This is a genomic window from Pirellulales bacterium, assembly GCA_033762255.1.
Taxonomy (GTDB): Bacteria; Planctomycetota; Planctomycetia; order Pirellulales; family JALHPA01; genus JANRLT01.
In genome coordinates this window covers 78,298-102,088 of sequence record JANRLT010000065.1, presented here as the reverse complement: position 1 = coordinate 102,088, position 23,791 = coordinate 78,298, and the positions used below count along the sequence as shown (strand labels likewise).

Here is a 23,791-nt window from a genome sequence, read left to right as displayed (position 1 = left end):
CGCTACGCTTGCCCTAGGCTGGGATAGGTCGGGCCGTTGGCCCGCAAGTTACAGTGTTTGGTGCCTCTCACGGAGTGAGAGGAGTACAGTGTTGTTTGGTACCTCTCGCAGAGTGAGAGGAGTACAGTGTTGTTTAGCGCCTCTCCCAGCGTGAGAGGAGTACATTATTTAGGAATCGTGGTAATCCTGTGAGCTTGACGGATTTTGTCAATTCGCTGATTGAAAACACCCAGGTGGTCAGCATTCCGCTGTTCCGGCCAGAGTTGATTCTCTGTGTCACGGTGGTGGTGATGTTGCTGGTGCAGGTGTTGTTGCCGCTGCTCAAGGGGGAATCGTTTTGGATTGCCGTCATTGGTTGCGGGTTGGCGCTGTCGCAGTCCCTCCCCTGGAATGGCATCGAAAACCGCGTCGAAATTTTTAACGGCATGCTGGTCTTTGACGCCTTCACGGTGTACTTTCGCGCGTTTTTATTGCTCTTTGCGCTGTTGCTATTGGTTTTGACGTATCTGACCGAAATCCCCGACCGCGACGATGATTCCGACTTTTATACGCTTGTACTGGGGGCCACCTTGGGCATGTGCCTGATGGCGTCAGCCAATCATTTATTGATGGTGTTTTTAGGGGTGGAAATGGCCAGCGTGCCGTCATATGCGCTGGCGGGCCTGCTCAAAGGGCGCCGTAAAGCCAGCGAGGCCGCGCTCAAATACGCCGTGTATGGAGCGGGGGCGGCCGGCATCATGCTGTATGGCATTAGCCTGCTCGCGGGGGTGTTGGGGTCAGTGCATATTCCCACGATGGCTAATAACCTGGCGGTGCTGTTATCCAGCGAGAACGCGTCGCAGGCGTATCTGGTGTTGATCTTGGGGGGACTCATGGTAATGGTCGGCCTGGCGTTCAAGCTTTCCGCCGTGCCGTTTCATTTTTGGTGCCCGGATGTGTTTGATGGAGCCTGCGCCGAAGTAAACGCTTTTCTAAGCATCGCCTCCAAGGGGGCCGCGCTCGCGCTCCTCATTCGCGTGGCGGTTGGATTTGGCTACGGGGCGGATCAGCCGCTCTTGGTAAAGCCGACTTCCCCAACCCCAGCCAGTGCGCAGAATCCGACACCACATAACTCCGCCTCAGGCCAAACAGTTAACTCAGGTCAGCCAGCTTCGACAGCCCGCATCCTCCCCGCCGCCGTGGAAAATGCAGCACACACAACCGCGGCACCAACTCCCCCCGCAACTGGCGTGGCACAGTCCGCCGCCACGGTTGCCGCCACACCGGTCCTGGCCTCCGCCGACAGAGTCGCCGCGCTCGCTCCGGTCCGAACATTTATCATGTGGGTGGTGGGAGTGATGGCCATGGTAACCTGCACCTTTGGCAATCTGGCGGCTTACTCCCAGACCAATATCAAACGCCTGCTGGCCTATTCCACCATTGCCCACGCGGGTTATATGATGATGCCCGTGGCCGCGGGTATGGCCCTGGCGGGGGGCCATCCGGACGCGGCGGAGTCCGCGATATCCGCCATCCCCTTTTATCTGGGGACGTATTTATTTACCAATTTGACCGCCTTGTCGATTGTGGCGTTCTTGCGTAATCGACTCGGGAGCGAGCAATATTCCGCCTACGCGGGGATGATTCGCGTCAGTCCCGGCGTGACCGTTTGCTTGACCTTGGCGCTCATTAGCCTGATTGGGCTGCCTCCGGTCGCCGGATTCGTGGGTAAATTGATGATCTTCTGGAGCTTGGTCCAGGCCGCGACGTTGGTTCCCGCCAGCACCAGTCTGATGATCGCCTTGCTGGTTGTGGCGGGGCTAAACACGGCCATCAGCCTGTATTATTATTTGCGGGTGATCAAGATCATGACCATCGACCCGCTTCCCGCCGATCGTCCCATGCCGCAGTTTTCGCTGGTGTCCCTGGGCGGAATCTACATCGTCGCCGTGACCGTGCCGATTGTGGTCTTGGGGATCTTTTTTGACAGCTTTTTGCAATTGACCCAGACCATTTCGGCGCAGCTTTTGGGTTAAACCGCGGCGGTTCCATTTCCGCGGCGATTCACTCCGACGTGCAACTATTTTCCCTCGCCACGCAACCATTCCGAATCGCAATTGTCGGAATTTGCTATTCAACTTACTTAGACGACCCGCATGCCGGCCAACATGGACAATACCGCGATCCTCAACCAAGTGTTGATCATGCTGAATCGCTCGTTTGCGATGTATCTGCACTACGCCATGCCTTACTTTACCCAGGGAGACGAGCAACTCCGCGCCGCTTTTGAAAATCTGGTCGCCGACCAAAAGTCTTATGTTGATAAGCTGGGCGAAATGATCATCGATCGCGAGACCCGGGCCGAGATGGGGCAATTTCCCATGCAATACACCGACTGCCACGATTTGTCGATACAGTACCTCATCCGCGAACTGGTCCGCGATCAAGAACGCGATGTCCGGGCCTTTACCCGAGCGGTCGAGTTTCTCCGCCGCGACCCCGCGGCCCTGGCCCTGGTCGAGGAAATCCTTGGCAACGCGCAGGGGCATTTAGAGACACTATCGTCCCTCGCCAAACAACAGCGCCCCCCCAGCATGATTTCGACTAATCCCTTGCCCAACGACAGCCCCGCCACGATCCGCATGAGCGCTGCCGTCTAACGGATCGGTTTTGTGAATTTTCCCGTTCCCTTAGGCGGGGGCGTCCCCCAGCCTTTCACCCATGCCGACTTTTTGCCCGCGTAAAAAATCCGCCGCGGGCATCGCTTTTTTTCCGGCGGGCTGCAGGATTTTAATTTCCAGCACGCCCGTGCCACATTGGACCATCAGTTTTCCCTCCTCCGCGGCTAGGATGGTTCCCGGCACCACCGGCGGCACCGCACCCCGGTTCTGACACTCGGCATATTGATGGGCTAGCTCCGCGGCGACCGCGGGGGGGGCTTCCCAGGCTTCTTCGATGATTAACCGCAGCGGGGGAGGAATGTTGCCCGGCGGGCTGTCCCCCGCAGCATTTCCCGCCTGGTCCCTGGATCCCCGCAGCCAATGGGTAAAGCTTTTGGGCCAGGGTTGCCACGCGCGTATTTGATTTTGCAGTTGGATGGCGCTGCGCGACCAGTCCAAGCGACCATCGGCCCGAGAGAGCCGCCGGGCGGGACTGGCCAGGGAAGGATCCTGTAAAACGGCCCGCGTCTGGCCGCCTCGCAACTGCTCGATGGCGTCCTTCACCGCCGTTACGCCCAGTTGGGCCAGGCGAGGTTCCAACTGGACGTTGGTTTCGCGGGGATCAATGGGCGTGGAAACTTGCACCAGGCAGGGACCGGCGTCCAGTTGGGGCGTCATGTGGATCACCGTAACGCCGGTGACGTCGTCGCCGTGATAAATGGCCCATTGGATGGGGGCTGCTCCGCGATATTTGGGCAATAGGGATCCGTGCAGATTAATCCCCCCCAGCCGCGCCAGCCCCAGCGTGGCGGCGGACAGGATTTGCCCGTAATCGCAGACCACAAACAGATCGGCGGCCCACGCCAACAGTTGGGCGTGTGCAGCGGGGCTGTTGATGCTAGCGGGATCGAAGATGGGTAAATTGTGCCGCTGGGCCATTTCGCGCACGGGATTGAACGGGGCGGGGCCTTTGCCGATAGCGGGTTTGTCCGGGCGCGTAACAACGCCAACGATAGGATCCGGACCGGCGCAAAGTTCCGCAAAGGTCGGCACGGCAAAGGGGCCGGTGCCCATTAGAACAAGTCTCAGGGGAGGATGTGCCACGGGCTAATGACCGCCTCTTGTAAAAAGAAAAAAAGTTATATGATAAATTCCAGACGCCGCTAGGTGATTTTACAAAAATCTCCGCACAAATTTGCGGAGTAAGCGTAAAATGACGATGATACCCCTGGCCTGCGGCGCGGCTCAACCCCCGCGGACATTTACCCCGGAAAAGCCACCGTCTGATGGAGTTTCCAGAAGTTTTAGTTGCCAGCTCGCCAGGGGGATTCGGCACGTTATTTTGCTTGGTTCGGTGGGAAAGTTATTTTGGGGAAAGTTAGCATCTATGGCCGCTGGCGACCACATCATTGTGCGGGCACGTTTTTTTACCCATCATGGCATCGACATGGGGGATGGCACGGTCATCCACTTTAATGGGGGCGCGGGCAGGACCGACTCCTTGGCGGATGCCATTCGCCAAAAAGGGGACGCGCGGATCATTCGTTCCACCTTTGACGAATTTGTGTGCGGGCGGGATTTCTGGTACGCCGCGCAGCATGAATCATTTGAGGCCGAGATTGTCTGCCGTCGCGCCGAGAGCCGCCTGGGAGAGGCAAACTATCATGTCGCGACCAACAACTGCGAACATTTTGCCAATTGGTGCAAAACGGGGCGGGCGATCAGCCTGCAGGTTGACGCCTGGCGGCGTTCGCTAAGCACGGGCGCGGTGCGTGGAGCCATGGCCTGGCAAGTGCTGCGGGCCGTTGGCGGCCAAGGAACCACGGGACTGTTTCGCACGGTATCACGCGGGGTTGGGCCGCTATTTGTGGCGGCGGACGCGGCTCAATTGGCCACCACTGTGACGGCACAACAATGCGGCTGGCGGGACGCCCCCGCCCGGCAACTGGGGCAGGGGGTGGGTTTGACATCTAGTCTGGCCGCGGGGGCGGTTGCCGCCGGACCCATAGGCGCCGGAGCGGCCGCTTTATTATGGGCCGCGGGTGAATTTGCCGCCGTCGCGGCCCCTGCCGCCCAGCGGTGGTTAACCGCCACGCGCGACTGTCTCCGCGCATATCGCGAAAAGCAGGCCGCCAGCGCACTAGAAAAGGGAACAGTGGAACTTCTTCCAGAATAACGCTAGCGGCCTGTTGAAATTCAAACCGCATGCACGAATCGTGTTGCTTTTGGTTCGTCAAAAGCGCGACTATGGGGTTAACAAATGATCTCGACAGTCTGCTAGTTATAGGTGAAAAGTAGTTTTTAAAGAAGAACTTTAAGAACACTAATCCTCGCTAATCGACACTAATCCAGAATACAGTTTTGCCACCGCAATCGATCTAAACGTTCCGCTTAGTTCGGAAGTACTGTCTGGATTAGCGAAGATCAGTGCGGATTAGTGGTACATTTGCTTTTCTTTAAAACCCAGATTAGCTAGTAATTTCTTACCGCACGAAGTTTACTTTGACGCCTATTGAATTTCAAAATACAGGCGCAGCCACGGTTGTTTTTGGTTCGCTAAAACTCGACAAATTGTGCCAGCAAATACTTTTCAACAGGCTGCTATGCCCCGCGTTAGCCAGGTAGATCCCCCTTGGATAGCTTGGTGCCGCGCAGTGCTAGATAAGTCAACTTCGGATTTACCCGGCTATTGTCCGCCCCCCATCGACCGGCAGGCAGACACCGGTGATAAAGTCATTTTCTAAAAAGTGCAACACCGCCAGGGCGATATGCCGGGGATTGCCTTCGCTCCGGACCAGCGTGCCCGCGATCGCCTCTTCTCGCTCCTCGGGGGGCAAGTCCGGGGGCAACATCACCGGTCCCGGCAAGATGCCATTGACCCGCACGCGGGGATTGCGCGCGGCCAGTTCAACCGCCAGTGCGCGGGTCAACGCGGTGACTCCGCCTTTGGAGGGAAAGTACGCCGCGTAATCCAGATACGGGCGGACCTCCGCCCAATCGCCAATGGTGACAATCGCTCCCCCTGATTCCTGGCCGACCATGGCCAAGCCGACGTGCTGAGCGCACAAAAAGGTCCCCAAGGTGTTAACCTTAAAGTGGGTTAGCACGTCGTTGGCCGTGACATCCTCCAACCGTTTCCGTTGCCAAATAGCGGCGCAGGTGACCAGGGCGTCTATTCGGCCATAGTGCGCCAGGACGTCGGCTGTCATTTGTCGCGTGGCGTCCTCTTGGGTCAAATCCGCGGCAAACGCCCGCGCCGTCCAGCCCCGCGCGGTAAAGTCCGCCACGGTTTGCTCCGCTTCCGCCGCCGAGGAATTGTAATGAATCGCCAGGCGATAGCCCCGCTCCCCCAGGGCGGCGGCGACATGCCAGCCCACGCGTTCCTTACCAGCGCCGGTGATGAGGGCGACTTTTTGCGGGGACATGGTTGGATCATCCTGGGAAAAAATTGTCGCCAAACTAGCCGGTCCAAAACCCGCGCAGCCGTTCGCTGGGATGCAGGGGAAAGGCTAACTCACGACTAGCGAAAATTTGATCCATGCGCTTTTGTTGTTCCAGTTGAACCAGTTGTGCTTGCCATTGCGCGCGTAAAGGCTCCACCGCCGGCTGCAGGGCGGCATTGGCCCGCGCGATGGCCTGCTGGCGGGGTTTGCCCTGGCGGGGAATTTTTGGCAGGGCGACGGCCGCGGCCTTTGCCTGAATCGTTGACAGCACGGCGGGTTCGCTGGCCTCGCATAAAAATCGCTCGGGTTGATACGTCAACGCGCGTAGCCCCGCCCGCAGCCGCAATTCTTCCCCGCGTTGATAGTGCAAATCCGTTTGCGGCCAACGCAAGGTCCCGGTAACCACCGCGAACCGCGGCGCGGGCCAGCCAAAAAATTCGCTAATGATACGGTCGGTGACCTGGTCGTACTTTGCGCCGCCGATTCCATGCACAAACAAATCCGCCAACAACGTCCGGGAAAGTAGCGTGGTCAGCAGGGCCTTGGTCCGCAGGCAATAGCCGCGCTCCTCGAGCGCGTTCCAAGCGGCGATGGCCTCGTCCAGGGGGAGTCCGGGCGTGCAAGGCAAACTGGCAAAAAAGTCCCCCTGGTCGGTCAATTGCAACTGGTCGTTTTTCCAGCGGGCAAAGACCCGCCGCCGACGGGGAGCCGCCGCGCTCCAGACCCAGAAGGGTGCTTCGAGCCATTCTCCCTGATTCTCCAGCAGCGGCGCTGGATGCGCCGTGCTGCGCAAGCCATGTCGCTGGCGGTATTCCGTGATCGCGGCGTTATACACTTCGCTGAGTCGGGGCAAATTGGCCAACAAATGCAACAACAGCCAGCGCACCGCCGGGAGCTGTTGCATCTGGCTGAGGGGCAGCTCTAGTGTTTGCCAGCCAAAGTTCGCCTCGTATTGATGCCGCGCCTGCGACAATGCCAGGCCCAGATTGCCGGTCGCCCGCGCTCGTTCCACCACCAAGGGCCAATATTCCCGCCAACAGCCCGCGCTCGCTCCGGGCCAGGCCACCGTCAACATCCGTTGCGGCCAACTGGCCAGTAGTTCATGATCCGCTACCAGTCGCAATTCCCAGGGGACTTGGGCGGGACCGCCGTCCAAGGTCACGGGGAGCGAATGGGGAATTTGCACAGAGGAATTGATTTGATCGCGTGCGGACTGTTGGCCATTGGCGGTGCTGGAGTGGGGCCAACCGCTGGCTGCGGGGACGCGAATCGCCGCGGATTTGAGCAAGTCGGTGTCCACGACCATGTTTAACGCCACGGCGCACGGCGCGGCGGGCGGATCCGCTTGCTGGGCATCGATGAGCGGCAACAGATGCGGCGGAAGGCTGGCCGTGATGGCCTGTTCCCCGTGGCGTTCCGTTTGCGGGAAAGGAGCTTGCTCCGCCATGTCCGCCAACCGGGCTTTGAGGTGCAATCGTTGCAGGGTGGCGCGGGAGTGCCGTGCGGTTTCAATCTGCGCCGCGCGGGACAAGCAGCCATTTTTGAGCCAGACGCCGGGATGAAACAGCTCTGGCTGATGCCCCGCGACATAGGTTGTGATCTCGGCCATCCGGTCCGACGGGAAAGCCGCTAGCGGCGAGGAATAATCACGATACTGCCGCGTGGCGGCCAGCGCCGCCTGAAGCACCTCATAGCGGGCCTGCGCGGATAGTTCCCTGAGGCTGCGCCCCTGCGCATCGTAATCCAAATAGTCAAATTCCGCCCGATTGGCCGCGGCCAGATGCAGCCACGCCGCGATCTCCGGATCCACCAACTGGGCTCCATCCGCGCGGGGGGTTGTCCAGTTGGTTTGACTCACGGGAACTTGCTGATCCAGGGGGGTGGGCAACGTGGAAGAAAGCTGCATCATTCGGCGGCATCTCCGCAGGCCTGGCGGGGAGCTGGCATGACCGCGGAAGGAATCAGGGAGTGCGGTTGATGAGTCATTTCGACGGCGGGGGCGGTCCGGGATGCCCCGTGGGCAGGTGGGAAAGGGACGCCCGCGCCAGCATTGGCCGCGACGCTAGTTTCCCTCGCGCGGGAGAGGCGCGTCGCGGCAAAGGCCCGCTCGATCACATCCTGGTAATACGCTAGACGCTTGAGCGAATCATCCAGCGCGCCCCCAAAGGAACGGGCTTCTTCCAGGTAAATCAGCGGCACGGGAAGTTCCTCAATCCGCAGGCCGGCGGCCGCGGCCCGCACCCAAAATTCCAGCGGCATCGCGTAGCCCGGTTCGGTTACCGGCACCTGGGCCAGCGCCGCCACGCGATATCCCTTAAAACCGCAAAACGCGTCGGTCAATCGCAATCCCAGGCGGTCATTTAGCTCGGCGGTGATTTGCACATTGATGCGGCGGCGTTCGACGGGGGGATGGCTATCACCGTCAAAAATCTTGAGATAGCGGCTGCCGGATACCAGATCAATAGGCCTGGGGTCCGGGGACCGCGCGGGCGTAAAGGGAAGTTCGACCGTGGGCAAGCCCGCCAGCACGCGCACAAATTCGGGAATGAGCCGTGGCTGATGCTGGCCGTCGCAATCGACCGTCACCAAAAATTCAAATTCATGTTGCCGGGCATAGTCAAACGCCGACCGCAACGCGGCCCCATAACCCAGATTACGGGGATGGGTCACCACCGCCACATCCCGTCTGTTAGCCAGCAATTCCGCCGTCCCATCGACCGAACCGTCATTTACCACGAGCACTTGGGGGGCAAAGCGGCGGACTTCGTCCAACACACCGGTCACATGCGCGACTTCGTTATACACGGGGAGGGCGACCAAGGCGCGCTCTAAAATCAAGGTGCGCTGCATTTCGGGCAAGATCGCGGAATCCTGGGGGACGGGTAGCATATTTTTAGCGCGCTGGGGAACAGCAATAATTACAAGAATTTAGCGTAAAGCGGCCGAGTGACGGTTGGACACATCCGCCAGCGACTAGCGGATAGTTAGCATTCTAGACGTGCCTGCCGCGGAGTCAACTTGATGAAAAACCGTGCTCCGCCACCCATCCCGGCGGCCACTATTGTGTTTTGCCGATAGCAGCGGCGGCTGGCGGTAAAAAAAGCCGCCAACCTTCCCAGGCTACGCATACGGTTCATGAGGTAAATCGCGGGGGTGGGGGGGAATCGCGACGGGAGGCAACTCATCGCCAAATTCCTCGGCCCAACGGCGGCGGTCCTCTTCGCTAGCATAGTAGGTCAGCCATGTCTCGGCGGAGTCCCCCATGTCGGAACAATCCCAATGCAAATAAGAGCCATGTCCGTCTAGCTTTTTTTCTTCGGATGGCAATATATCTCGGTAGATCACGCAGTACAATTCGCGGTCGGATAAGTGATCGGTAAAATCCAAAACGATCCGCTTGCTAAACAACTGATGGATCGTCTGCCACAGCCGCTCGTGCAAGGTGGCGTCATCCAGCGCCTCCGGAGGGGGCAATTCCAACGGCGGAGAGTACCACTGCGCAATGGGAACAATCGGCGCGCGCTCCCAGGCCAACATCGATTCTAAAAATTCATTTTCCAAGGGAGTGGGAACCTGCTCGCGGTTGATCCACGAGATGGAATCATCCAAATACGGTTCCAATTGGTTGCGCAGTTCGGCGTTGCGCAGCAAATGATCAATTTCCTGGGAAACAGACTCGCGGGCGTGCTGATCGTGGGTGTCGGCCATAACTTTACAAAAGGCAAAAAGCGCTCTGGTATCCGCGGGCGTGTCGGAACATCATTTCCGGGGTTATTTCACCGCGTCCAACGGCGAAATCAGTCATTGCTCCTTGACGGCCCACGGGGGCATAACCTTGAATCTAACTGGCCGGGCGGTGGCTGCAAGAGTTGGGTCGCTGTTCCCGTCCAGAAACGCAAAAAAGGGGGCAATTGTCCCGGTATAATCGTTATAAAGGCCCGGTTTTGCCGCGATTTCCAGGGCCGCTAGCGTGATTTTTGGCAATACTAATCAAGTTTTTGGCGGCTGTTGCTCCGCTGTCCGGCGCGGGGCGTCTCCACCACCGCTACGGAGCCGGTGTTTCGCGGCGAATTTCCACCTGCACCCCGCCGCTATTGTCCGCCAGTTCCGCCGCCGAATCGTTAAGCTTAAAAAACAGCGTCCCCCCCCGCGGCGCGATCAATGTGGCCCGTTCGCCTATCGACATGGGGGTCAAAAACGTCAGGGGGTGAGCCCCGACGGCTTCCGATGCTGGCTGCCGTGCCGAATCATTCCATATCGCCCCCTGCAGTTCCCCCAGGGGACGCCCATGATGATACTGAATGGTGATCCCGTTAGCCCGCGCGGTCCATTTTGGCTCGACGGTCCGGAGGATGAATTCTCCTTCGGCGTTAATCTGATAACTTTGGCCTTGCTCCAATATCACGCCGGAGTTTTGCCAACCCGCATCCGCCCGCACGGTGACTGTCGCGCGGCGCTTGCCCGCGGGAAAGGAGCGTCCGGGTTTGAATTCGACGGCCGTCCGTTGCCAGTCGTATTGGTAGACGGCGTCACGGGTAAAAATTTGCATATCCGCCGCCAACTGCGGTTCCCACTTCTCAAAAGCCGATTTCCAGGTCGCGGCAAAATCGCGGTTTTGCGCGGCGGTGTGAAATTTGCGAAATAGCCGCTGATAGCGCGGGTGATTGTCCAAAACGGCGGCCACATGCCACGCCCAACCGTAAGAGGAATTTCGTCCAAAATCACGGGACTGAAAGTTTTGCAGCTCCGCCCAGGAAAGGCCGCGGTCGCGGGCCAATTCTTCTTGGACCATTTCGATGCGGCCCCATTTAGAAAGTTCCCGGGCGTCCCGGGGAAAGTATTTTCCCCGCAGTTGATCATCTTCCCACAGATGGGTGGCCAATAATTCGGCGACACCTTCGGTATACCAGGGGGGACTGTTGATCCGCGCGATATCAAACTGAAAGAGATGCGTTCCTTCGTGCAGTAATAAATGCCGCCGATAGTAATCGCTGGTTTGTTGCACAAAGTACGCTTCGCCATTGATGGCGTAGCCGTTTTCGAACTGCGGCAGATTATCGGGTAACAGACCGCAGTCAGCAAACAGTTGGCGATTTTCCATCAGAAAGACGCGAATTTGCCAGTTGCGCACGCGTTCCGCCGGCACGGCAAAATATTCGCACAACTGCGGCACAAACGCGTCAAACACCGCTGGAAGCTCATCCACCACGGGGAGCGAGGGAACATCCGTCAAGAGCACGATATGCTGGCCGCGAAGTTCGCGAATGCCATGCGCCCGCGCCTGGCTAAGGTCCAGCGGGCGCAGCTCGGCGGCGGGACTGGCGGTCAACGCCAGGGTCAACAGCGGGGCGCACAGCAAAGCACGGCATAACGCCACGATCATGCGCACCCGGTATCGAGTTGGGACAGCGTGTAAGGGCATGAAAAAAAAGTCCCCCGGAGTCGGCTTGACCCGGCTGTGAATGGGCCACGGCTTATTCATTTGTCAGGTTGGGGATCGGCCCCAGGCTCTGCAAGTAGGCGCGATATTGACTGTCAACTATGTCTAACGGGCTTTGCAATGCCTGCGATAATGCCGCGGCGCCTGGATTCTCCGCGCTGCCCGCCGGGGATGATTTACGCGCGGTAACCGCCGCGCGGTTGCTATAAACGTCTTCCACCAGGCGGATCAAGCCCTCTCGATAACGACCCTCCGCGCCATGAATAAAAAATTGCGTCAACCCCGCGGTTTGGCTGTAAATTTGAGCAAGCCGCGGATCGCGCTGCAACTCCCGCATGCCCATGCCGCTGAGTTCCGCCAGCGGAACATAGCCATCCCCGCGCAACGTGCGATACCTGGCCGCCAAGACGCGCGGGGCATCGCCTCCTCCCACGGACCAGTGCTCCCCGGTATGCGCCAGGGTTTCCATATAACAGGCGACGCCTTCGATGAGCCAAAAATTCGCGAGCGCTCCCGCCTCCTTGGAAGTCGCGCGGGTTTCCTGAAAGAGCTGATGTGTCGCCTCGTGCCAGATGGTGCCGGGGTCTTGATCCGCCCCCGCGAAAAAATATGCCACTTTCGTCGATGCAAAATAAATCCCCAGGGTCTGCTCTATTTGTGGCTGGGCCGTGCGGAGTGTCGCATTGTATTCGTCCCGGGCGGCAAAGAGCGCCACGGCAAACCGTTTGCTTTCGCAGGGTAACGGACGCAATGCCCCTTCAACCTGGGCGTTTTGTGCACCGGGGGGGGATTTTTCCCAAGTTTTTAACAAGGTGTCGGCCAGGGTGAACCGCTGCCGCAGTTCCCGCGGGGTTAAATAATACGCCACCCACACATGCTGCCAGACCTCCCACAACTCCTCTAGCTTTTGTGATAATCGCGCCCCCTCCGCCAGACTGTGATTGGTTGTGACGATAAAATGGGCGTGCTCGCATTTCCAGCCGGTCTGAATGGTCGCATGCAGTTGGGCGTCGCGCTGCGCGCTGATCCATTGGCCCCGGTGTCGGCGTTCTCCCGCGTTATAACGGTCATGGTCCGCCGCGGAGAGCCAGCCATATTCCGGCCGCCAGACCAGCCCCGCGCGCAGCTTGGCGGCCACGGCCGGCCTGGCCCAGCCAACACCGGCGGGAGAACTGATCCGCTCATACCCCAGGATCAATCTGGCCAGCGGTTCGGCGGGGTCTTCGCGTAAAGCCTGCCGCAAGAGTTCCCATGCCAGCGTGACGCGTTCTTGGGTGGCGGCCTCCCGTGCCAACGCCACCAATTCCCGCGCGCGCTCGCTGCGTAAACGCCGCCAGGCGGCGCGCCATTGTTCAATGTCGGCCGTTTGTGGCCGGTCATGCGCCGGGCTGGTTTGGTGGGGGATGTCTGCGCCAGACTCCCGCATGTCCAGCGTAGGGATGATCGAAATATGCAAACGATCGGGATCGGACCCTGGCAACCAGGTTTCCCATTGCCGCCGCAGCGCCGCCAGTTCTGGTTGTTGGGCCTCTGTTACCGGGGAAGGGGCTGATTGGCTTTGGGTCAGCAGTTTTTGGATATCTTGCTGGTAACGCAGGGCCGCAACGGAAATTTTCTTTGGTAGCTCATCGACCGGCGGATCTTGAGCAAATGCACTGGCGCAGCCAAGCAGCAAATACAGCAGACTGACACACCCCACTGCCAACATTCGCTGGAGCGTGTCTTTCGCAACAGGAGTACGACAAAGCCCCGTTGGGTAAATTTTCCCGCAGTTCGCCACGCCCTGGCCCATCCCGTGTAAAGAATTGTTCGGCCCGCTACCCGTGGTCTATTATATCATGCCGTTTGCCGGACGCCGCCTCAGGCAGAGAGCATGCTAGCCAAATGGCTAGCCGCTGCGGCGTGAACTCGCTTTGAGCGGGTTGCGACTATTTTTTTCGGCGTTTTTTAGTCGGTTTGGGGGAGGATTTGCCCTTGGCGGACTTTCGTCCCCCTTCTTCCCGGATGGGACGTTTGCTTTTTGTTTGGCCCGTGCTGCGCCCCCGTTCGGCGGAGCGCGAATTTCCCCCGCTGCGGCCACCGCCGCGGGCATCACCCGCCCGTCTGCTGCGCCGGTCGGGTGCGATGGTGACATCCAGGCCGCCGCTGGCCAATTTGCTGGTAATGCGAAAATCGAGCTCGCGTCGCTCTAAATCCGCCCGCGCGACCGTCACGCGAATTTTATCCCCCAGGCGAAAGATATTTCCCGCGCGGCGGCCAGCTAGCGTATGTGAAGCCCGGTCAAACGTGTAATAATCATCCGCCAGCGCGCTAATGTGAATCATCCCCTCGGCGGGAATGTCGATTCCCTGGGCAAAAATGCCAAATTCCTCCACGCCGGTGATGATGGCGTCCAACTCGGTGCCGACGCGGCTTTCCATGAACATCAGGAGCTTGACCTTGGTCAATTCGCGCTCGGCCGCTTCGGCACGGCGTTCGCGTTCAGAGCAATGCTCTCCCACTAGGGCCAGCGCGGCGACATCCTTGACCGGTTTTCCCCCTTCAAGAATCGTGCGGATCAGCCGATGCACGGTTAGGTCGGGATAACGGCGAATCGGCGAGGTAAAGTGGCAATAGCAATCGCTGGCCAGGGCATAATGCCCTTCCTCAATGGGGCTATACACGGCCCGCTGCAAACTGCGCAGCACGGCGTAATTGACCGCATAGCGTTCGGGCTTGTCCGCCACGGCGGCCAGCACCCGCTGCAGTTCAAACCGGCTTTCCAACGACTGCGCCTCGATTCCCAATTCGTTGACAAACTCGGTCAGTAATTTGAGTTTGCGGGGATCGGGAGTGCCATGCACGCGGCGAAGAAACGGGATCTCCCGTTCAAACAGGAATTGCGCGATCGCCTCATTGGCGGCCAGCATGAATTCCTCGATGATCTGGTGGCTTTCGGTGTTTTGCACCACATGCGCTCCTGACACGCGCCCCTCGCGGTCCAGATCGACCTTGACCTCGCTCATGCTCAGTTCGAGCGCGCCGCGCTTGAACCGCCGCCTCCGCAGCATCATCGCCAGTTCGTGCATCTGACCCAGGAGTTTATGCACCTGGGGGGTTAGCTTTCCTTGCCAATCGTCGCGGTCGGCCAGATACTCGTCCACTTCCTCATAGGTAAATCGTCGCGAACTTTTAATCGCGCCCAGGCATGGCTCGACATGCGTTACCACTCCTTCGGGGCTAAAGTCGATATACACCGTCTGGGTGTAGCGCACCTTGTGCGGTTGCAGGCTAGCCAGATTGTTCGAGATCACCTCGGGCAGCATGGGAATGACGCGGTCGGGCAAATAACAACTGGTCGCCCGCTCGTAGGCTTCGCGGTCCAGGGCTGTTTTTACGGGCACAAAGTGCGATACATCGGCGATATGCACGCCCAAGCGCCAGTGTCCGCGCTCGTCGCGCGCTAGGCTAATGGCGTCGTCAAAATCGCGGGCATCGACCGGGTCGATGGTAATGACGGTTTCACCAGTCAAGTCGCGGCGGATACCGGTGATCGACTCGTCAAAGGATTCGGCGACCGTGCGCGCGGCTTCCAGGGTGTCTTCGGGAAATTCCTGGGGTAAATCGTACTCGTGGATGATCGACAAGGTCTCGATTCCCACATCTCCGCGCTGGCCCAGCACTTGGACAATCACCCCTTCGCCATCGTGGTAGGGTCCGGGAAAGCGGACCATTTCGATGACGACCTTGTCGTTTTCCTGGGCGTTTTTGGCCCCGGGATCTCCCACTAAAATGGGATGTGGAAAAAGCGTGCCATCGATCCTGACAAAGGCTTCTTCTCCCGCGACAAAATAGGTCCCGACAAAGCGGTGGGTTTCGCGTTCGATAATTTCCAAAATTTCGCCGGCTTGGTTATCGCGGCCGGGACGGGGGCGTTTGCTGACTTTGACAATGACTTTATCCCCTGACGCGGCGTCGCCAGCGGCGTCCGAAGGGATAAAAATGTCCAGCGAGCGGTCCGATCCAGGGGGGAGGCCATCCGGACGGACAAACCCATGCCCCGCCTGCGTGCGGCGGAATGTGCCGCTGATTTTATTTCCCCCCAGGACGGTTTTTTTTGGCGTGCCCGATGACGAATTTTCCGCCGGAGTGGAATCATCCGCCAAGGGCGCAAAATCGTTGCGCGGAAGTTTGGCCGATGAGCCAGTGGTCGGCAAATGATTATTAACTGGTTGCGCGGCGATGCCCGTGGCCAGGGGAACGACATGATGCTTATTGCCCCAGGCCAGTTTGCCTTGCTTTACCAGGCGCTTGATGATCCGCTTGAGCAGCACGCCATCGTCCACTGACAAATCGAGTTGCTTGACGATCACCTTGGGCTTGACCGGGCGATATTCCGGCCGCCCCACATGGGCGAGTATGGTCTGGGCCAACGGATGCCGGGTTAGATCGCGTTGGGTAGCGATATTGTCCGGGTCGAGGGGGGAGTCCGCAGGGGAAGCGGGATCGGGCAGGTCGGAAAAATCCGCGTCTGGCATTGGAGAAGACATGGAACGGTGGAGGGGGTTGGTGGCGGCCGGTGGCTGCCCGGAGGAATGATCCATCCTGTTTTGTGAATTTTTTTCAGAAAAATCTGACATTCGAACCCTAGGAAAAAATGAAAATTTGCATTAATTAGGGAAAGGAGTAGATAAAAACGATAGCAGGATGAAACAACCAAGGATGTTTAGGATATTAGCTGGCATTATAGGCAATTTTGGTGCCACTCGGGGGGAAAATCCGGGGTATTCGCCCATTTCCTGTTTTTCAATACCCTCCGCGTCTCCGCTACCCTATAATTGGACGAATTGATCGGGATGATCACCTGCGTTTACTGGCGATCCGACACAGAACAATCTCCTGCCCTATGACTGTTCGCTATCGATGTTCAATTTGCATAACGTGACAAAAAAAGCCTGTCAGACAGGTATGGCCGGAGCGACTGCGCAAATCTGTTTGTTGCTGGCCCTCTTGATCCCGTGCGTCGCGATACGGTCATTATCCGGCGCGGAGTCCACGGCCCAGGCGACGCCAGCGTCTCCCCCCGCCGAAGAGAAAGCCCCGGCGGCCCGGTCCGAAACTCGCAATATCACCTTTGACACGCTCAAGTTTGAGATGAGTAAGGATCAATTATTTGACCGCAAAATGTTGACGAAGGATATTGAAAAATTGGCGGGCTCAAAGATCCGCATCCGCGGATTTATATTGCCCGGCTTTGAAAGCACTGATTTGGAAAACTTTATTTTGGTCCGCGATAACATGGAATGTTGCTTTGGTCCCGGCGCGGCGCTGTATGACTGCATGATCGTGGATATGATACCGGGGCAAAAAACCAATTACACCACCCGCCCGGTGACTGTCGAAGGGGAATTTCAAGTGGAAGAATTTAAGCAGCCGGATGGGACCATCCTGGCCATCTACCATTTGACCGCCGAAAAAGTGCGTTAACTTTGGCGTCTTTCGCGTTTGGCGACTTTTGCGATTAAAAAGGAGATCCCCGGAGGAACTCCGCCGCTTTAAAAACAGCGATTAGTAATTCTTGCGCGATCCAAATCCCCGCAGCATGATCGCCCCCAGCACCAGCGTGGCAATACCCATCATCAGCCATTCCTGCCGATTGAGGCTATTGATCCAAATCCACAAGTCGCGGTAGCGGTCATGTGTGTAATCCGTCCAAGTGGCCCACATTTTTAAAAACCTCGGCTGGCGGCAAAGAATAAACTGGCGTGCGCTTATGCAAGTTTAGTTTACTTTTAGCGACCAGGAACGCGGCTAACGATCAGGGGCGGGTGGCAGGTCCCAGCGAGTCCCTCAACAGGGGGGGTGCCACGGTATATTCCGCGCAATTCATTCAAACCGATCCGCGAATCATCAGGAAAGAGACACTTAAAACAACGTTTACTCCACCAAGGTAAGGCTTTGCCCCAAAAAAACCGGTCTTTTGGCAAAATCATTCCCATACAACCGGTAAGATGTCGTTTTTTCGGGTACAGTTCGGTGAACCCGATGACTTGCGGGGCAGTCTTTGTTACGTATAATAAGACAAATTGTGCGGCAACCAGTTCACGGGAATTGGTGGTATCGTCAATTGTCAGAGATTTGGGGGTGTAGCTCAGTTGGTTAGAGCGCCAGCCTGTCACGTTGGAGGCCGCGGGTTCAAGTCCCGTCACCCTCGTTTTGGATATAAATTTATAACTGCGAATGACTTGTATCAATCTCCTGTACTTCCCGGCAGGATAAAATCTATGCCAAGTCTCTCTTGAGCCGAACGCGATTAAAGGAATTCTACCGCCCAATTGCAAATGGTGGCCTGAATTTGGTATTCTCTTAGATTCCCAAAATTATTGGGCTAACGGCACTATTTTAGGCTTTCAAACCACGCGTTTTTCTTAAATGTGTGGTTGATTTTTGGCTTTTCCTATTAGGCTAGGCTATTAGCTCCTCGTTCAAAGACCTTACCAGATTACAAGCCGGTCCAGATTATTACCCAGCATACTAAAAATTTTTCATTTATCACCGTTCGCCGTATATTATGTTCCAAGCCCTCCAAGATCGCCTGTCAGAAGCCCTCCGCGCCATCCGCGGCAAGGCCAAACTGTCCGAGGCGAATATGCGCGACGGGCTAAAACTGGTCCAGGAAGCCCTGCTCGAGGCTGACGTCAGCTACCCCGTCGTGCAACGCTTTATCAGCGATGTCTCGGCGGATGCCCTGGGCGAGCGGGTTCTCAAATCGCTCGATCCCACTACCCAACTCATCGGACTGGTCCATGATAAGCTGATCGACCTCATGGGGCCTGTGGATCACTCGCTGCATTTACGCCCCACCACCACCGTCATCATGATGTGCGGGCTGCAGGGGTCCGGCAAAACCACGACCGTGGGTAAGCTGGGCAAAATGCTGAAGGAACAAGGAAAAAAGCCCTTGTTCGTGGCGGCGGACTTGCAACGCCCCGCGGCGATCGAGCAATTGCACGTCTTGGGCCAGCAACTTCTAATTCCCGTCTATAGCGAGTCCGGTCAAAGCGACCCCGTGGCTGTGTGCCAAGCGGCGGTAAAAAAAGCCCGCGCGGAATTGATCGATGTGGTGGTCCTGGACACCGCGGGGCGGTTGCATATCGACGCCGAGTTAATGGACCAGCTTAAACGGATCGACCTGCGGGTCGAACCGGATCAGGTCTATCTGGTCGTGGATGGCATGACCGGCCAGGACGCCGTCAACAGCGCCAAGGCTTTTAACGAGGCCTTGGAACTCGACGGCGTCATCATGACCAAATTGGACGGCGACGCCCGCGGCGGGGCGCTTCTGTCCGTCAAGGCGGTCACCGGCGTCCCCGTAAAATTCCTCGGCACCGGCGAGCATCTGGACGCGCTCGAGGAATTTCATCCCGAACGGATGGCGGGACGCATCCTCGGCCAGGGGGACCTGATGTCCCTGGTCGAAATTGCCCACAAAAAACTTGACGAAGAAGAAATGCGGCTGCAGCAGGAGCGCCTGGCCGCCGGACGCTACACGCTGACCGACTTTCGCAAAATGTACGACCAAATGCGAAAGCTAGGGTCGCTCAGCAAGCTCCTGGGCATGATCCCCGGCATGGGACATTTAAAGGATATGCTGCAAGGGGTGGATCTGGAAAAGGACATGAAGCGGTTCTTTGCCATGATCGACAGCATGACGCCCTTTGAACGGGATAATCCCAAGCAAATCGACCAGTCGCGGCGGCGGCGGATCGCCTTGGGGTCGGGGACGGAACCGCACGAAGTCAATGAGCTGATTAAGCAATTTGACGGTATGGCGGGCATGATGAAAATGATGAACGGCAAGGGGATGGGGGGGGGCGACCGCATGGCCGCCTTGCAACAGTTGCAGCGGCAAGGGATGATGAATCCCGGCGGGATGTTCTCTGCGCCAAAGGGAGACACGGGTAAACGCCTGACCGCCGAGGAACGCAAAAAATTACAAAAACAACGAGAAAAAGAGCTGCGCCGCAAAAATCGCGAAAAACGCAAATAGCTTTTGGGGCCGGGTCATTCAACCACGCAGTCGAAGTCACTTACATTTTTTTGTCCACAGAGGAGCCAGCATGTCCGTTCGTATCCGTATGAAGCAAATGGGGCGTACCCACCGCCATTTTTATCGCATTTGTGCGACCGACACCAAAAATCCCCGCGACGGCAAGGTCATCGAGGAATTGGGGACCTATGATCCGCATATCCCCCTCACCGATGCCCGGGTCAAGTTCAATCTTGAACGCCTGCAATATTGGTTGGGCGTGGGGGCGTTGCCCAGTGAGCATGTGGCGATCTTTATCGAAAAATACGGCCCGAATGGCACGCACCTGGACGCCCAAAAGGCCGCCCTCGAAAAACTGCACGGTCCCCGCGCTATTCCCGACGCCGGCGAGGCCAAATTTAAACGCAAGACCAAGGAAGAAATCGCCGCGGAACAAGCCGCCGCCGAGGCCGCAGCCGCCGAAGCAGCCGCCGCCGAGGCCGCGGCCAACGCTCCGGAAGCGACCGCCACCGCCGAGGGAATGCCCACCTCGCCTGAAGCCGCCAGCGAAGGGGTGGATACCAACGCCGACGCCGCCGCGGCCGCCGCAGAGTAATTTAGAGGCAATTGTAAGAGCTGGCGGTAATTTGTAACTGGCGGCAATATGACCCTGTTGTTGACGACTGGCGGGGGAATTTGGTTCGAGCGCGATAATTCCCCCCGCATATTACCGCTGGTCCTCCATGCGATTTGACGTCTTGACCCTTTTTCCCGAGATGTTTCCGGACTATCTGGGACAAAGTCTGCTCAAGCTGGCCATCCATAACCGCCTGGTTGCCGTCCATCTGCATCAACTTCGTGATTGGGCCGCCGGACGGCATCATGTGGTGGATGACCGCCCGTATGGGGGGGGCCCCGGCATGATCCTTAAGGCCGAGCCGGTCGTGGACGCCGTTTGCGCCGTCCAATCCGGCCACCCCGCCCCTTATGCCGTAGAGCCTGCGGCGGACTGGCGCATCTGCGGGCATCCGGCAAATGAAACGCTGTGGCCGCTACCGCCCGCAAATCGCGAGTCTCCACCAGAGCCGATTTTGGAGGGAGAACCCCCAGCCCCGCCGATAGCTTCCTCCAGCAACGCTGATTTCCACGTTGCCCCCGGTCACCTGATCATGCTGACCCCCCAAGGGAGGCGTCTGACGCAGCAAGTGGTGGCCGAGCTAGCCGCCAAACCGCGTTTATTGCTGCTGTGTGGCCGCTACGAAGGCTTTGATGATCGGATTCGCCAAATTTTGCAGCCGGACGAATTGTCGATCGGCGATTACATCCTGGGCGGGGGGGAAGTCGCCGCGATGGTCGTCATCGATGCGGTGATACGGCTGATTCCTGGCGTCCTAGGGGATGAGCGCAGCGCGGCCGAGGATTCATTTTCGGACGAAATCGACGGGCTGGAAGGTCCCCAGTTTACCCGTCCCCGCGAATTTCGCGGGTTAAGCGTGCCGGATGTGCTGCTACGGGGCAATCACGCGGAAATTGCCGCCTGGCGGCGCGAACAAAGCCGTTTGCGCACCAGTGAACGTCGAGGGGAAATGCAGGGTGGGGCGTGAGACGGGCGGGAAGCGGGAGAGTGGCTGGGTTCGAGCCTCAGTGAGAATCCTGTGGGGCAAAGTCTGAAGTATGTATGCAGAGTTCTGAATGACTGCACTTTATTTCTTAATTTTTAATTCTTAATTGCTTCACGTGTTCCCTCCTTGACGAACGGCGTTTTGTGCGCAAAATACAAGTTTGCCCACCTGATCAGTATGGCAAAGGTAGATTCTGTCAAACTTTAGTTACACGGCTTGCTTGGTTTCCGCTGTCGATTAGGGAATCCGCTGCTTCGCTGTGGGAGGACTTTTATGAACAAAGCCCAAATTTTATCCCTCGTCGAAAATTCCAGCCTCAAAACGGAAATTCCCCAATTTGACATTGGCGATACAGTGGATGTGCATACCCGCATCCTGGAAGGGGAAAAAGAACGGATTCAGATTTTCAATGGCGTTGTGATAGCCAAAAGTGGCGCTGGCACGCGAGAAATGTTTACCGTGCGGCGGATCGTGCAGGGGGAAGGGGTCGAGCGCAAGTTCCCCATCCATAGCCCCAAAATCGCCAAAGTCGAGGTCAAGCGCTCGGGCGTGGTCCGCCGGGCAAAACTGTACTATCTGCGTGACCGCGTCGGTAAGGCTGTCCGCCTGCGGGAAAAACGCACCGAAGTGGGCGCTTAATCCCTCGCTGTGGATTCTTCCTTGCTTGATCCCCATTTGCTCAATCCCTATTTGCGGGTGGCGGACGCCCTCGCCGCCAAGTACGAGCTTGTCAAAGGCCCGCTCGGTTTGCCGGGGCATTTGCTAGAGATTCTCCGTCCCCGCAGCGTGGATGCCCTGATCAGCGAGGCAGAGTTCAACCAGGATGGCCGTCTCCCCTATTGGGCGGATGTCTGGCCCAGCGCTTTAGGTTTGGCGGCCCGCATCTTAGAAGAACAAGGCTGCGGGCGGACGTTGCTGGAACTGGGATGCGCGGTGGGTTATGTGGCGTGTTTAGCCGCGCAGCGCGGATTTGTGGTCACGGCGACCGATTACTATGCCGACGCGGGAATCTTTACCCAGCTAAACGCCGCGCTCAATGGCTTGCCAATTCCACGACAGCGCATGGTGGACTGGCGGAACTACCCCGCCGACCTGACGGACTTTGACGTGGTCATCGCCTCGGATGTGCTCTATGAGCAACCTTATTGCGATTTGGTGGCCAGTTGTTTTGCGCGGTCGCTGGCACGGGATGGCCTGGGCCTCCTTACCGACCCCCAGCGGCACCTGGCCGCCGGGTTTACCGACGCAGCGCGTCGGCAGGGGTTGGTGGTAACGGCGCGCCGGGAAATACCGGTGGAAAAAGATGGCCGCCGGCAAGTGATCGATCTATATGAACTGCGGCGCGCGGTGGACGTGTAACTGGCGTTTGCCACACGCTCCCCAGCCACGCATGTTATCGGCGGAATAGCGTTAATAAAGCCGCCGATGTCATCGGCGGAATAGGATCTGCAAACACCGCCTATCCCGGATTGTTCCGTAAAAGTGCGTAACCCTAGCTTACCTGCCGTAAATCCGCCGGATCCAGGCCCAACGTGGTAAGCTCCCACTCGCTGGCCTTTTTTCCCGGGGAAAAGATCAACGCCGCGACTCCGGGTTGCGTGGCCAACAGTTCCGCCGCTCCTTCCGCACCCAGGACATAACAGGCCGTCGAAATGGCGTCCGCCATGGCGCTGGTGGGGGCCAGCACCGTGGCCGACAGCGCTGTTTCGGCGGGCCAGCCAGTGCGCGGATCCAGGATATGCCCATAGCGCTTTCCCTGATGCCAAAAGTGCTGCACGGCCGCCCCCGACGTTCCCGCAGCGCGATTGCGCAAATTTACTTCCAGAATCCGCTGATCGGGCAAATACGGATCGCGCACGCCAATCCACCAGTTATCGGGGCCTTTCACCGGCAATGGGGGAGGTGTCCCGGGGATGCTCTCCCTGGCTATCTCCGTGGCGAGTGGCGCGCGGGCCAGCAAGCTGCTATTCCCCCCATGCAAGAGATACCGTTCCACGCCCGCGGCCGCGAAGATCTCGGCACAACGGTCCAGCGCGTAACCTTTGCCAATGCTGGCCAGATTAAGCGTCAACCCCGGTTGCAAAAAACGGACCGTATGATCACGGGGATTCAATTGCAAATGTTGCGATCCCACTCGTGTGAGCGCAGCGGAGATTTCTTGCTCGCTGGGTAGGCGGCCTTGCTTGCGGGAAAACCCCCAAACTTCGCTCAGGGGGCCGCTGGTGATGTCGTATGCGCCGCGGGATTCGCTCCAGAGCGTCCGCGCTTGACATAACAATTCAAACAACCGCGACTCAACCACGACTGGCTCTGTCGCGGCCAACTCGTTGATCCGGCTGATTTCACTGGTGGATTGGTAAATCGTAAGTTGGGCTTCCAGATTTTCCACGAGATCGAGCGCGGCCAGGGCGGCGGTGGTGGCCTCGGCGGAAGCATCCGCGGGTAGCCACACCGAAAAATCGCAGGCCATCGCTCGGCGGGTGTAGCTGAGCAAATACTCGGTCTTGACCGTGGTCAACGGAGAATGCGGAAATTGCCGATCCAGCATTTCCCGCGCGGCGGCGGGCCAGCTTTTTCCCGTGATAAAATCGCGGCGATGCGAATCAGCCATAAATTTTCGCCGCCCAAAAATGGTTCGC

At 58.2% G+C, this 23,791-nt stretch carries 19 protein-coding genes and 1 tRNA gene; 10 read left to right on the top strand and 10 right to left on the bottom strand.

From position 1 onward, the window contains the following. The first annotated feature begins 188 nt into the window (after positions 1 to 188). Both SFX18_17830 and SFX18_17825 read left to right on the top strand, forming a co-directional pair. Positions 189 to 2,015, top strand: a complete 1,827-nt coding sequence (locus SFX18_17830) for an NADH-quinone oxidoreductase subunit N (GenBank protein MDX1965011.1) — start codon at positions 189 to 191, stop codon at positions 2,013 to 2,015. 120 nt (positions 2,016 to 2,135) lie between these two features. Then, positions 2,136 to 2,639 carry a ferritin-like domain-containing protein gene (locus tag SFX18_17825; GenBank protein MDX1965010.1) on the top strand — a complete coding sequence of 168 codons (504 nt, stop codon included), beginning with the start codon at positions 2,136 to 2,138 and terminating at the stop codon, positions 2,637 to 2,639. Between the two features lie 30 nt (positions 2,640 to 2,669). Here SFX18_17825 and fmt read toward each other — a convergent pair whose 3' ends face one another. Continuing rightward, entirely contained in the window at positions 2,670 to 3,713 is a 1,044-nt protein-coding gene (gene fmt / locus SFX18_17820) for a methionyl-tRNA formyltransferase (protein ID MDX1965009.1), read from the bottom strand. Positions 3,714 to 4,026: 313 nt separating this feature from the next. On the opposite strand from fmt, the gene SFX18_17815 reads away from it, so the two are divergent. After that, a complete protein-coding gene (locus SFX18_17815; GenBank protein MDX1965008.1) occupies positions 4,027 to 4,815 on the top strand; it encodes a lecithin retinol acyltransferase family protein in 789 nt (262 codons plus the stop codon). Between the two features lie 502 nt (positions 4,816 to 5,317). On the opposite strand, the gene SFX18_17810 is transcribed toward SFX18_17815, so the two are convergent. The 7 genes from SFX18_17810 to rnr form a co-directional block, all read right to left on the bottom strand. Further along, entirely contained in the window at positions 5,318 to 6,064 is a 747-nt protein-coding gene (locus SFX18_17810; protein MDX1965007.1) for an SDR family oxidoreductase, read from the bottom strand. 34 nt (positions 6,065 to 6,098) lie between these two features. Then, positions 6,099 to 7,991, bottom strand: a complete 1,893-nt coding sequence (locus SFX18_17805; GenBank protein MDX1965006.1) for a hypothetical protein — start codon at positions 7,989 to 7,991, stop codon at positions 6,099 to 6,101. After that, positions 7,988 to 8,971: a glycosyltransferase family 2 protein gene (locus SFX18_17800; protein ID MDX1965005.1), complete on the bottom strand. Its 984-nt coding sequence runs from the start codon at positions 8,969 to 8,971 to the stop codon at positions 7,988 to 7,990. The genes SFX18_17805 and SFX18_17800 overlap by 4 nt, the downstream gene beginning before the upstream one ends. Positions 8,972 to 9,202: 231 nt before the next feature. Next, positions 9,203 to 9,790 carry a hypothetical protein gene (locus tag SFX18_17795; GenBank protein ID MDX1965004.1) on the bottom strand — a complete coding sequence of 196 codons (588 nt, stop codon included), beginning with the start codon at positions 9,788 to 9,790 and terminating at the stop codon, positions 9,203 to 9,205. A 337-nt stretch (positions 9,791 to 10,127) separates the two neighbouring features. Beyond that, a complete protein-coding gene (locus SFX18_17790) occupies positions 10,128 to 11,504 on the bottom strand; it encodes a hypothetical protein (protein ID MDX1965003.1) in 1,377 nt (458 codons plus the stop codon). Between the two features lie 52 nt (positions 11,505 to 11,556). Then, the gene (locus SFX18_17785; protein MDX1965002.1) at positions 11,557 to 13,230 is read right to left on the bottom strand and encodes a hypothetical protein; all 1,674 of its coding nucleotides are present in this window, start codon (positions 13,228 to 13,230) and stop codon (positions 11,557 to 11,559) included. Positions 13,231 to 13,450: 220 nt separating this feature from the next. After that, positions 13,451 to 16,051: a ribonuclease R gene (rnr, locus tag SFX18_17780; protein MDX1965001.1), complete on the bottom strand. Its 2,601-nt coding sequence runs from the start codon at positions 16,049 to 16,051 to the stop codon at positions 13,451 to 13,453. Positions 16,052 to 16,469: 418 nt separating this feature from the next. On the opposite strand from rnr, the gene SFX18_17775 reads away from it, so the two are divergent. Continuing rightward, positions 16,470 to 16,988 carry a DUF3299 domain-containing protein gene (locus SFX18_17775; GenBank protein MDX1965000.1) on the top strand — a complete coding sequence of 173 codons (519 nt, stop codon included), beginning with the start codon at positions 16,470 to 16,472 and terminating at the stop codon, positions 16,986 to 16,988. Between the two features lie 81 nt (positions 16,989 to 17,069). Here SFX18_17775 and SFX18_17770 read toward each other — a convergent pair whose 3' ends face one another. Beyond that, entirely contained in the window at positions 17,070 to 17,228 is a 159-nt protein-coding gene (locus SFX18_17770) for a hypothetical protein (GenBank protein ID MDX1964999.1), read from the bottom strand. Positions 17,229 to 17,641: 413 nt separating this feature from the next. Here SFX18_17770 and SFX18_17765 point away from each other — a divergent pair. The 6 genes from SFX18_17765 (at position 17,642) to SFX18_17740 (ending at position 22,511) form a co-directional block, all read left to right on the top strand. Further along, positions 17,642 to 17,715 (top strand) — tRNA-Asp (locus SFX18_17765). A gap of 357 nt (positions 17,716 to 18,072) precedes the next feature. Continuing rightward, positions 18,073 to 19,551 (top strand): signal recognition particle protein, encoded by a 1,479-nt coding sequence (ffh, locus tag SFX18_17760; protein MDX1964998.1) that lies wholly within the window; start codon positions 18,073 to 18,075, stop codon positions 19,549 to 19,551. Positions 19,552 to 19,621: 70 nt separating this feature from the next. Next, positions 19,622 to 20,146 carry a 30S ribosomal protein S16 gene (gene rpsP, locus SFX18_17755; GenBank protein ID MDX1964997.1) on the top strand — a complete coding sequence of 175 codons (525 nt, stop codon included), beginning with the start codon at positions 19,622 to 19,624 and terminating at the stop codon, positions 20,144 to 20,146. A gap of 127 nt (positions 20,147 to 20,273) precedes the next feature. Then, a complete protein-coding gene (gene trmD / locus SFX18_17750) occupies positions 20,274 to 21,134 on the top strand; it encodes a tRNA (guanosine(37)-N1)-methyltransferase TrmD (GenBank protein ID MDX1964996.1) in 861 nt (286 codons plus the stop codon). A gap of 291 nt (positions 21,135 to 21,425) precedes the next feature. Then, entirely contained in the window at positions 21,426 to 21,791 is a 366-nt protein-coding gene (gene rplS, locus SFX18_17745; protein MDX1964995.1) for a 50S ribosomal protein L19, read from the top strand. A 21-nt stretch (positions 21,792 to 21,812) separates the two neighbouring features. After that, positions 21,813 to 22,511, top strand: a complete 699-nt coding sequence (locus SFX18_17740; GenBank protein MDX1964994.1) for a methyltransferase domain-containing protein — start codon at positions 21,813 to 21,815, stop codon at positions 22,509 to 22,511. 133 nt (positions 22,512 to 22,644) lie between these two features. Here the strand turns inward: SFX18_17740 and SFX18_17735 are convergent, their stop codons facing one another. Beyond that, positions 22,645 to 23,763: an FAD:protein FMN transferase gene (locus SFX18_17735; GenBank protein MDX1964993.1), complete on the bottom strand. Its 1,119-nt coding sequence runs from the start codon at positions 23,761 to 23,763 to the stop codon at positions 22,645 to 22,647. Positions 23,764 to 23,791 lie beyond the last annotated feature (28 nt).

Excerpts from the sequence above, each read along its gene's own strand:
- SFX18_17825 (MDX1965010.1), top strand. The coding sequence starts at position 2,136 with ATGCCGGCCAACATGGACAATACCGCGATCCTCAACCAAGTGTTGATC.
- fmt (MDX1965009.1), bottom strand. The coding sequence starts at position 3,713 with ATGGGCACCGGCCCCTTTGCCGTGCCGACCTTTGCGGAACTTTGCGCC.
- SFX18_17815 (MDX1965008.1), top strand. The coding sequence starts at position 4,027 with ATGGCCGCTGGCGACCACATCATTGTGCGGGCACGTTTTTTTACCCAT.
- SFX18_17810 (MDX1965007.1), bottom strand. The coding sequence starts at position 6,064 with ATGTCCCCGCAAAAAGTCGCCCTCATCACCGGCGCTGGTAAGGAACGC.
- SFX18_17805 (MDX1965006.1), bottom strand. The coding sequence starts at position 7,991 with ATGATGCAGCTTTCTTCCACGTTGCCCACCCCCCTGGATCAGCAAGTT.
- SFX18_17800 (MDX1965005.1), bottom strand. The coding sequence starts at position 8,971 with ATGCTACCCGTCCCCCAGGATTCCGCGATCTTGCCCGAAATGCAGCGC.
- SFX18_17795 (MDX1965004.1), bottom strand. The coding sequence starts at position 9,790 with ATGGCCGACACCCACGATCAGCACGCCCGCGAGTCTGTTTCCCAGGAA.
- SFX18_17790 (MDX1965003.1), bottom strand. The coding sequence starts at position 11,504 with ATGCCCTTACACGCTGTCCCAACTCGATACCGGGTGCGCATGATCGTG.
- SFX18_17785 (MDX1965002.1), bottom strand. The coding sequence starts at position 13,230 with ATGTTGGCAGTGGGGTGTGTCAGTCTGCTGTATTTGCTGCTTGGCTGC.
- rnr (MDX1965001.1), bottom strand. The coding sequence starts at position 16,051 with ATGTCTTCTCCAATGCCAGACGCGGATTTTTCCGACCTGCCCGATCCC.
- SFX18_17775 (MDX1965000.1), top strand. The coding sequence starts at position 16,470 with ATGGCCGGAGCGACTGCGCAAATCTGTTTGTTGCTGGCCCTCTTGATC.
- SFX18_17770 (MDX1964999.1), bottom strand. The coding sequence starts at position 17,228 with ATGTGGGCCACTTGGACGGATTACACACATGACCGCTACCGCGACTTG.
- ffh (MDX1964998.1), top strand. The coding sequence starts at position 18,073 with ATGTTCCAAGCCCTCCAAGATCGCCTGTCAGAAGCCCTCCGCGCCATC.
- rpsP (MDX1964997.1), top strand. The coding sequence starts at position 19,622 with ATGTCCGTTCGTATCCGTATGAAGCAAATGGGGCGTACCCACCGCCAT.
- trmD (MDX1964996.1), top strand. The coding sequence starts at position 20,274 with ATGCGATTTGACGTCTTGACCCTTTTTCCCGAGATGTTTCCGGACTAT.
- rplS (MDX1964995.1), top strand. The coding sequence starts at position 21,426 with ATGAACAAAGCCCAAATTTTATCCCTCGTCGAAAATTCCAGCCTCAAA.
- SFX18_17735 (MDX1964993.1), bottom strand. The coding sequence starts at position 23,763 with ATGGCTGATTCGCATCGCCGCGATTTTATCACGGGAAAAAGCTGGCCC.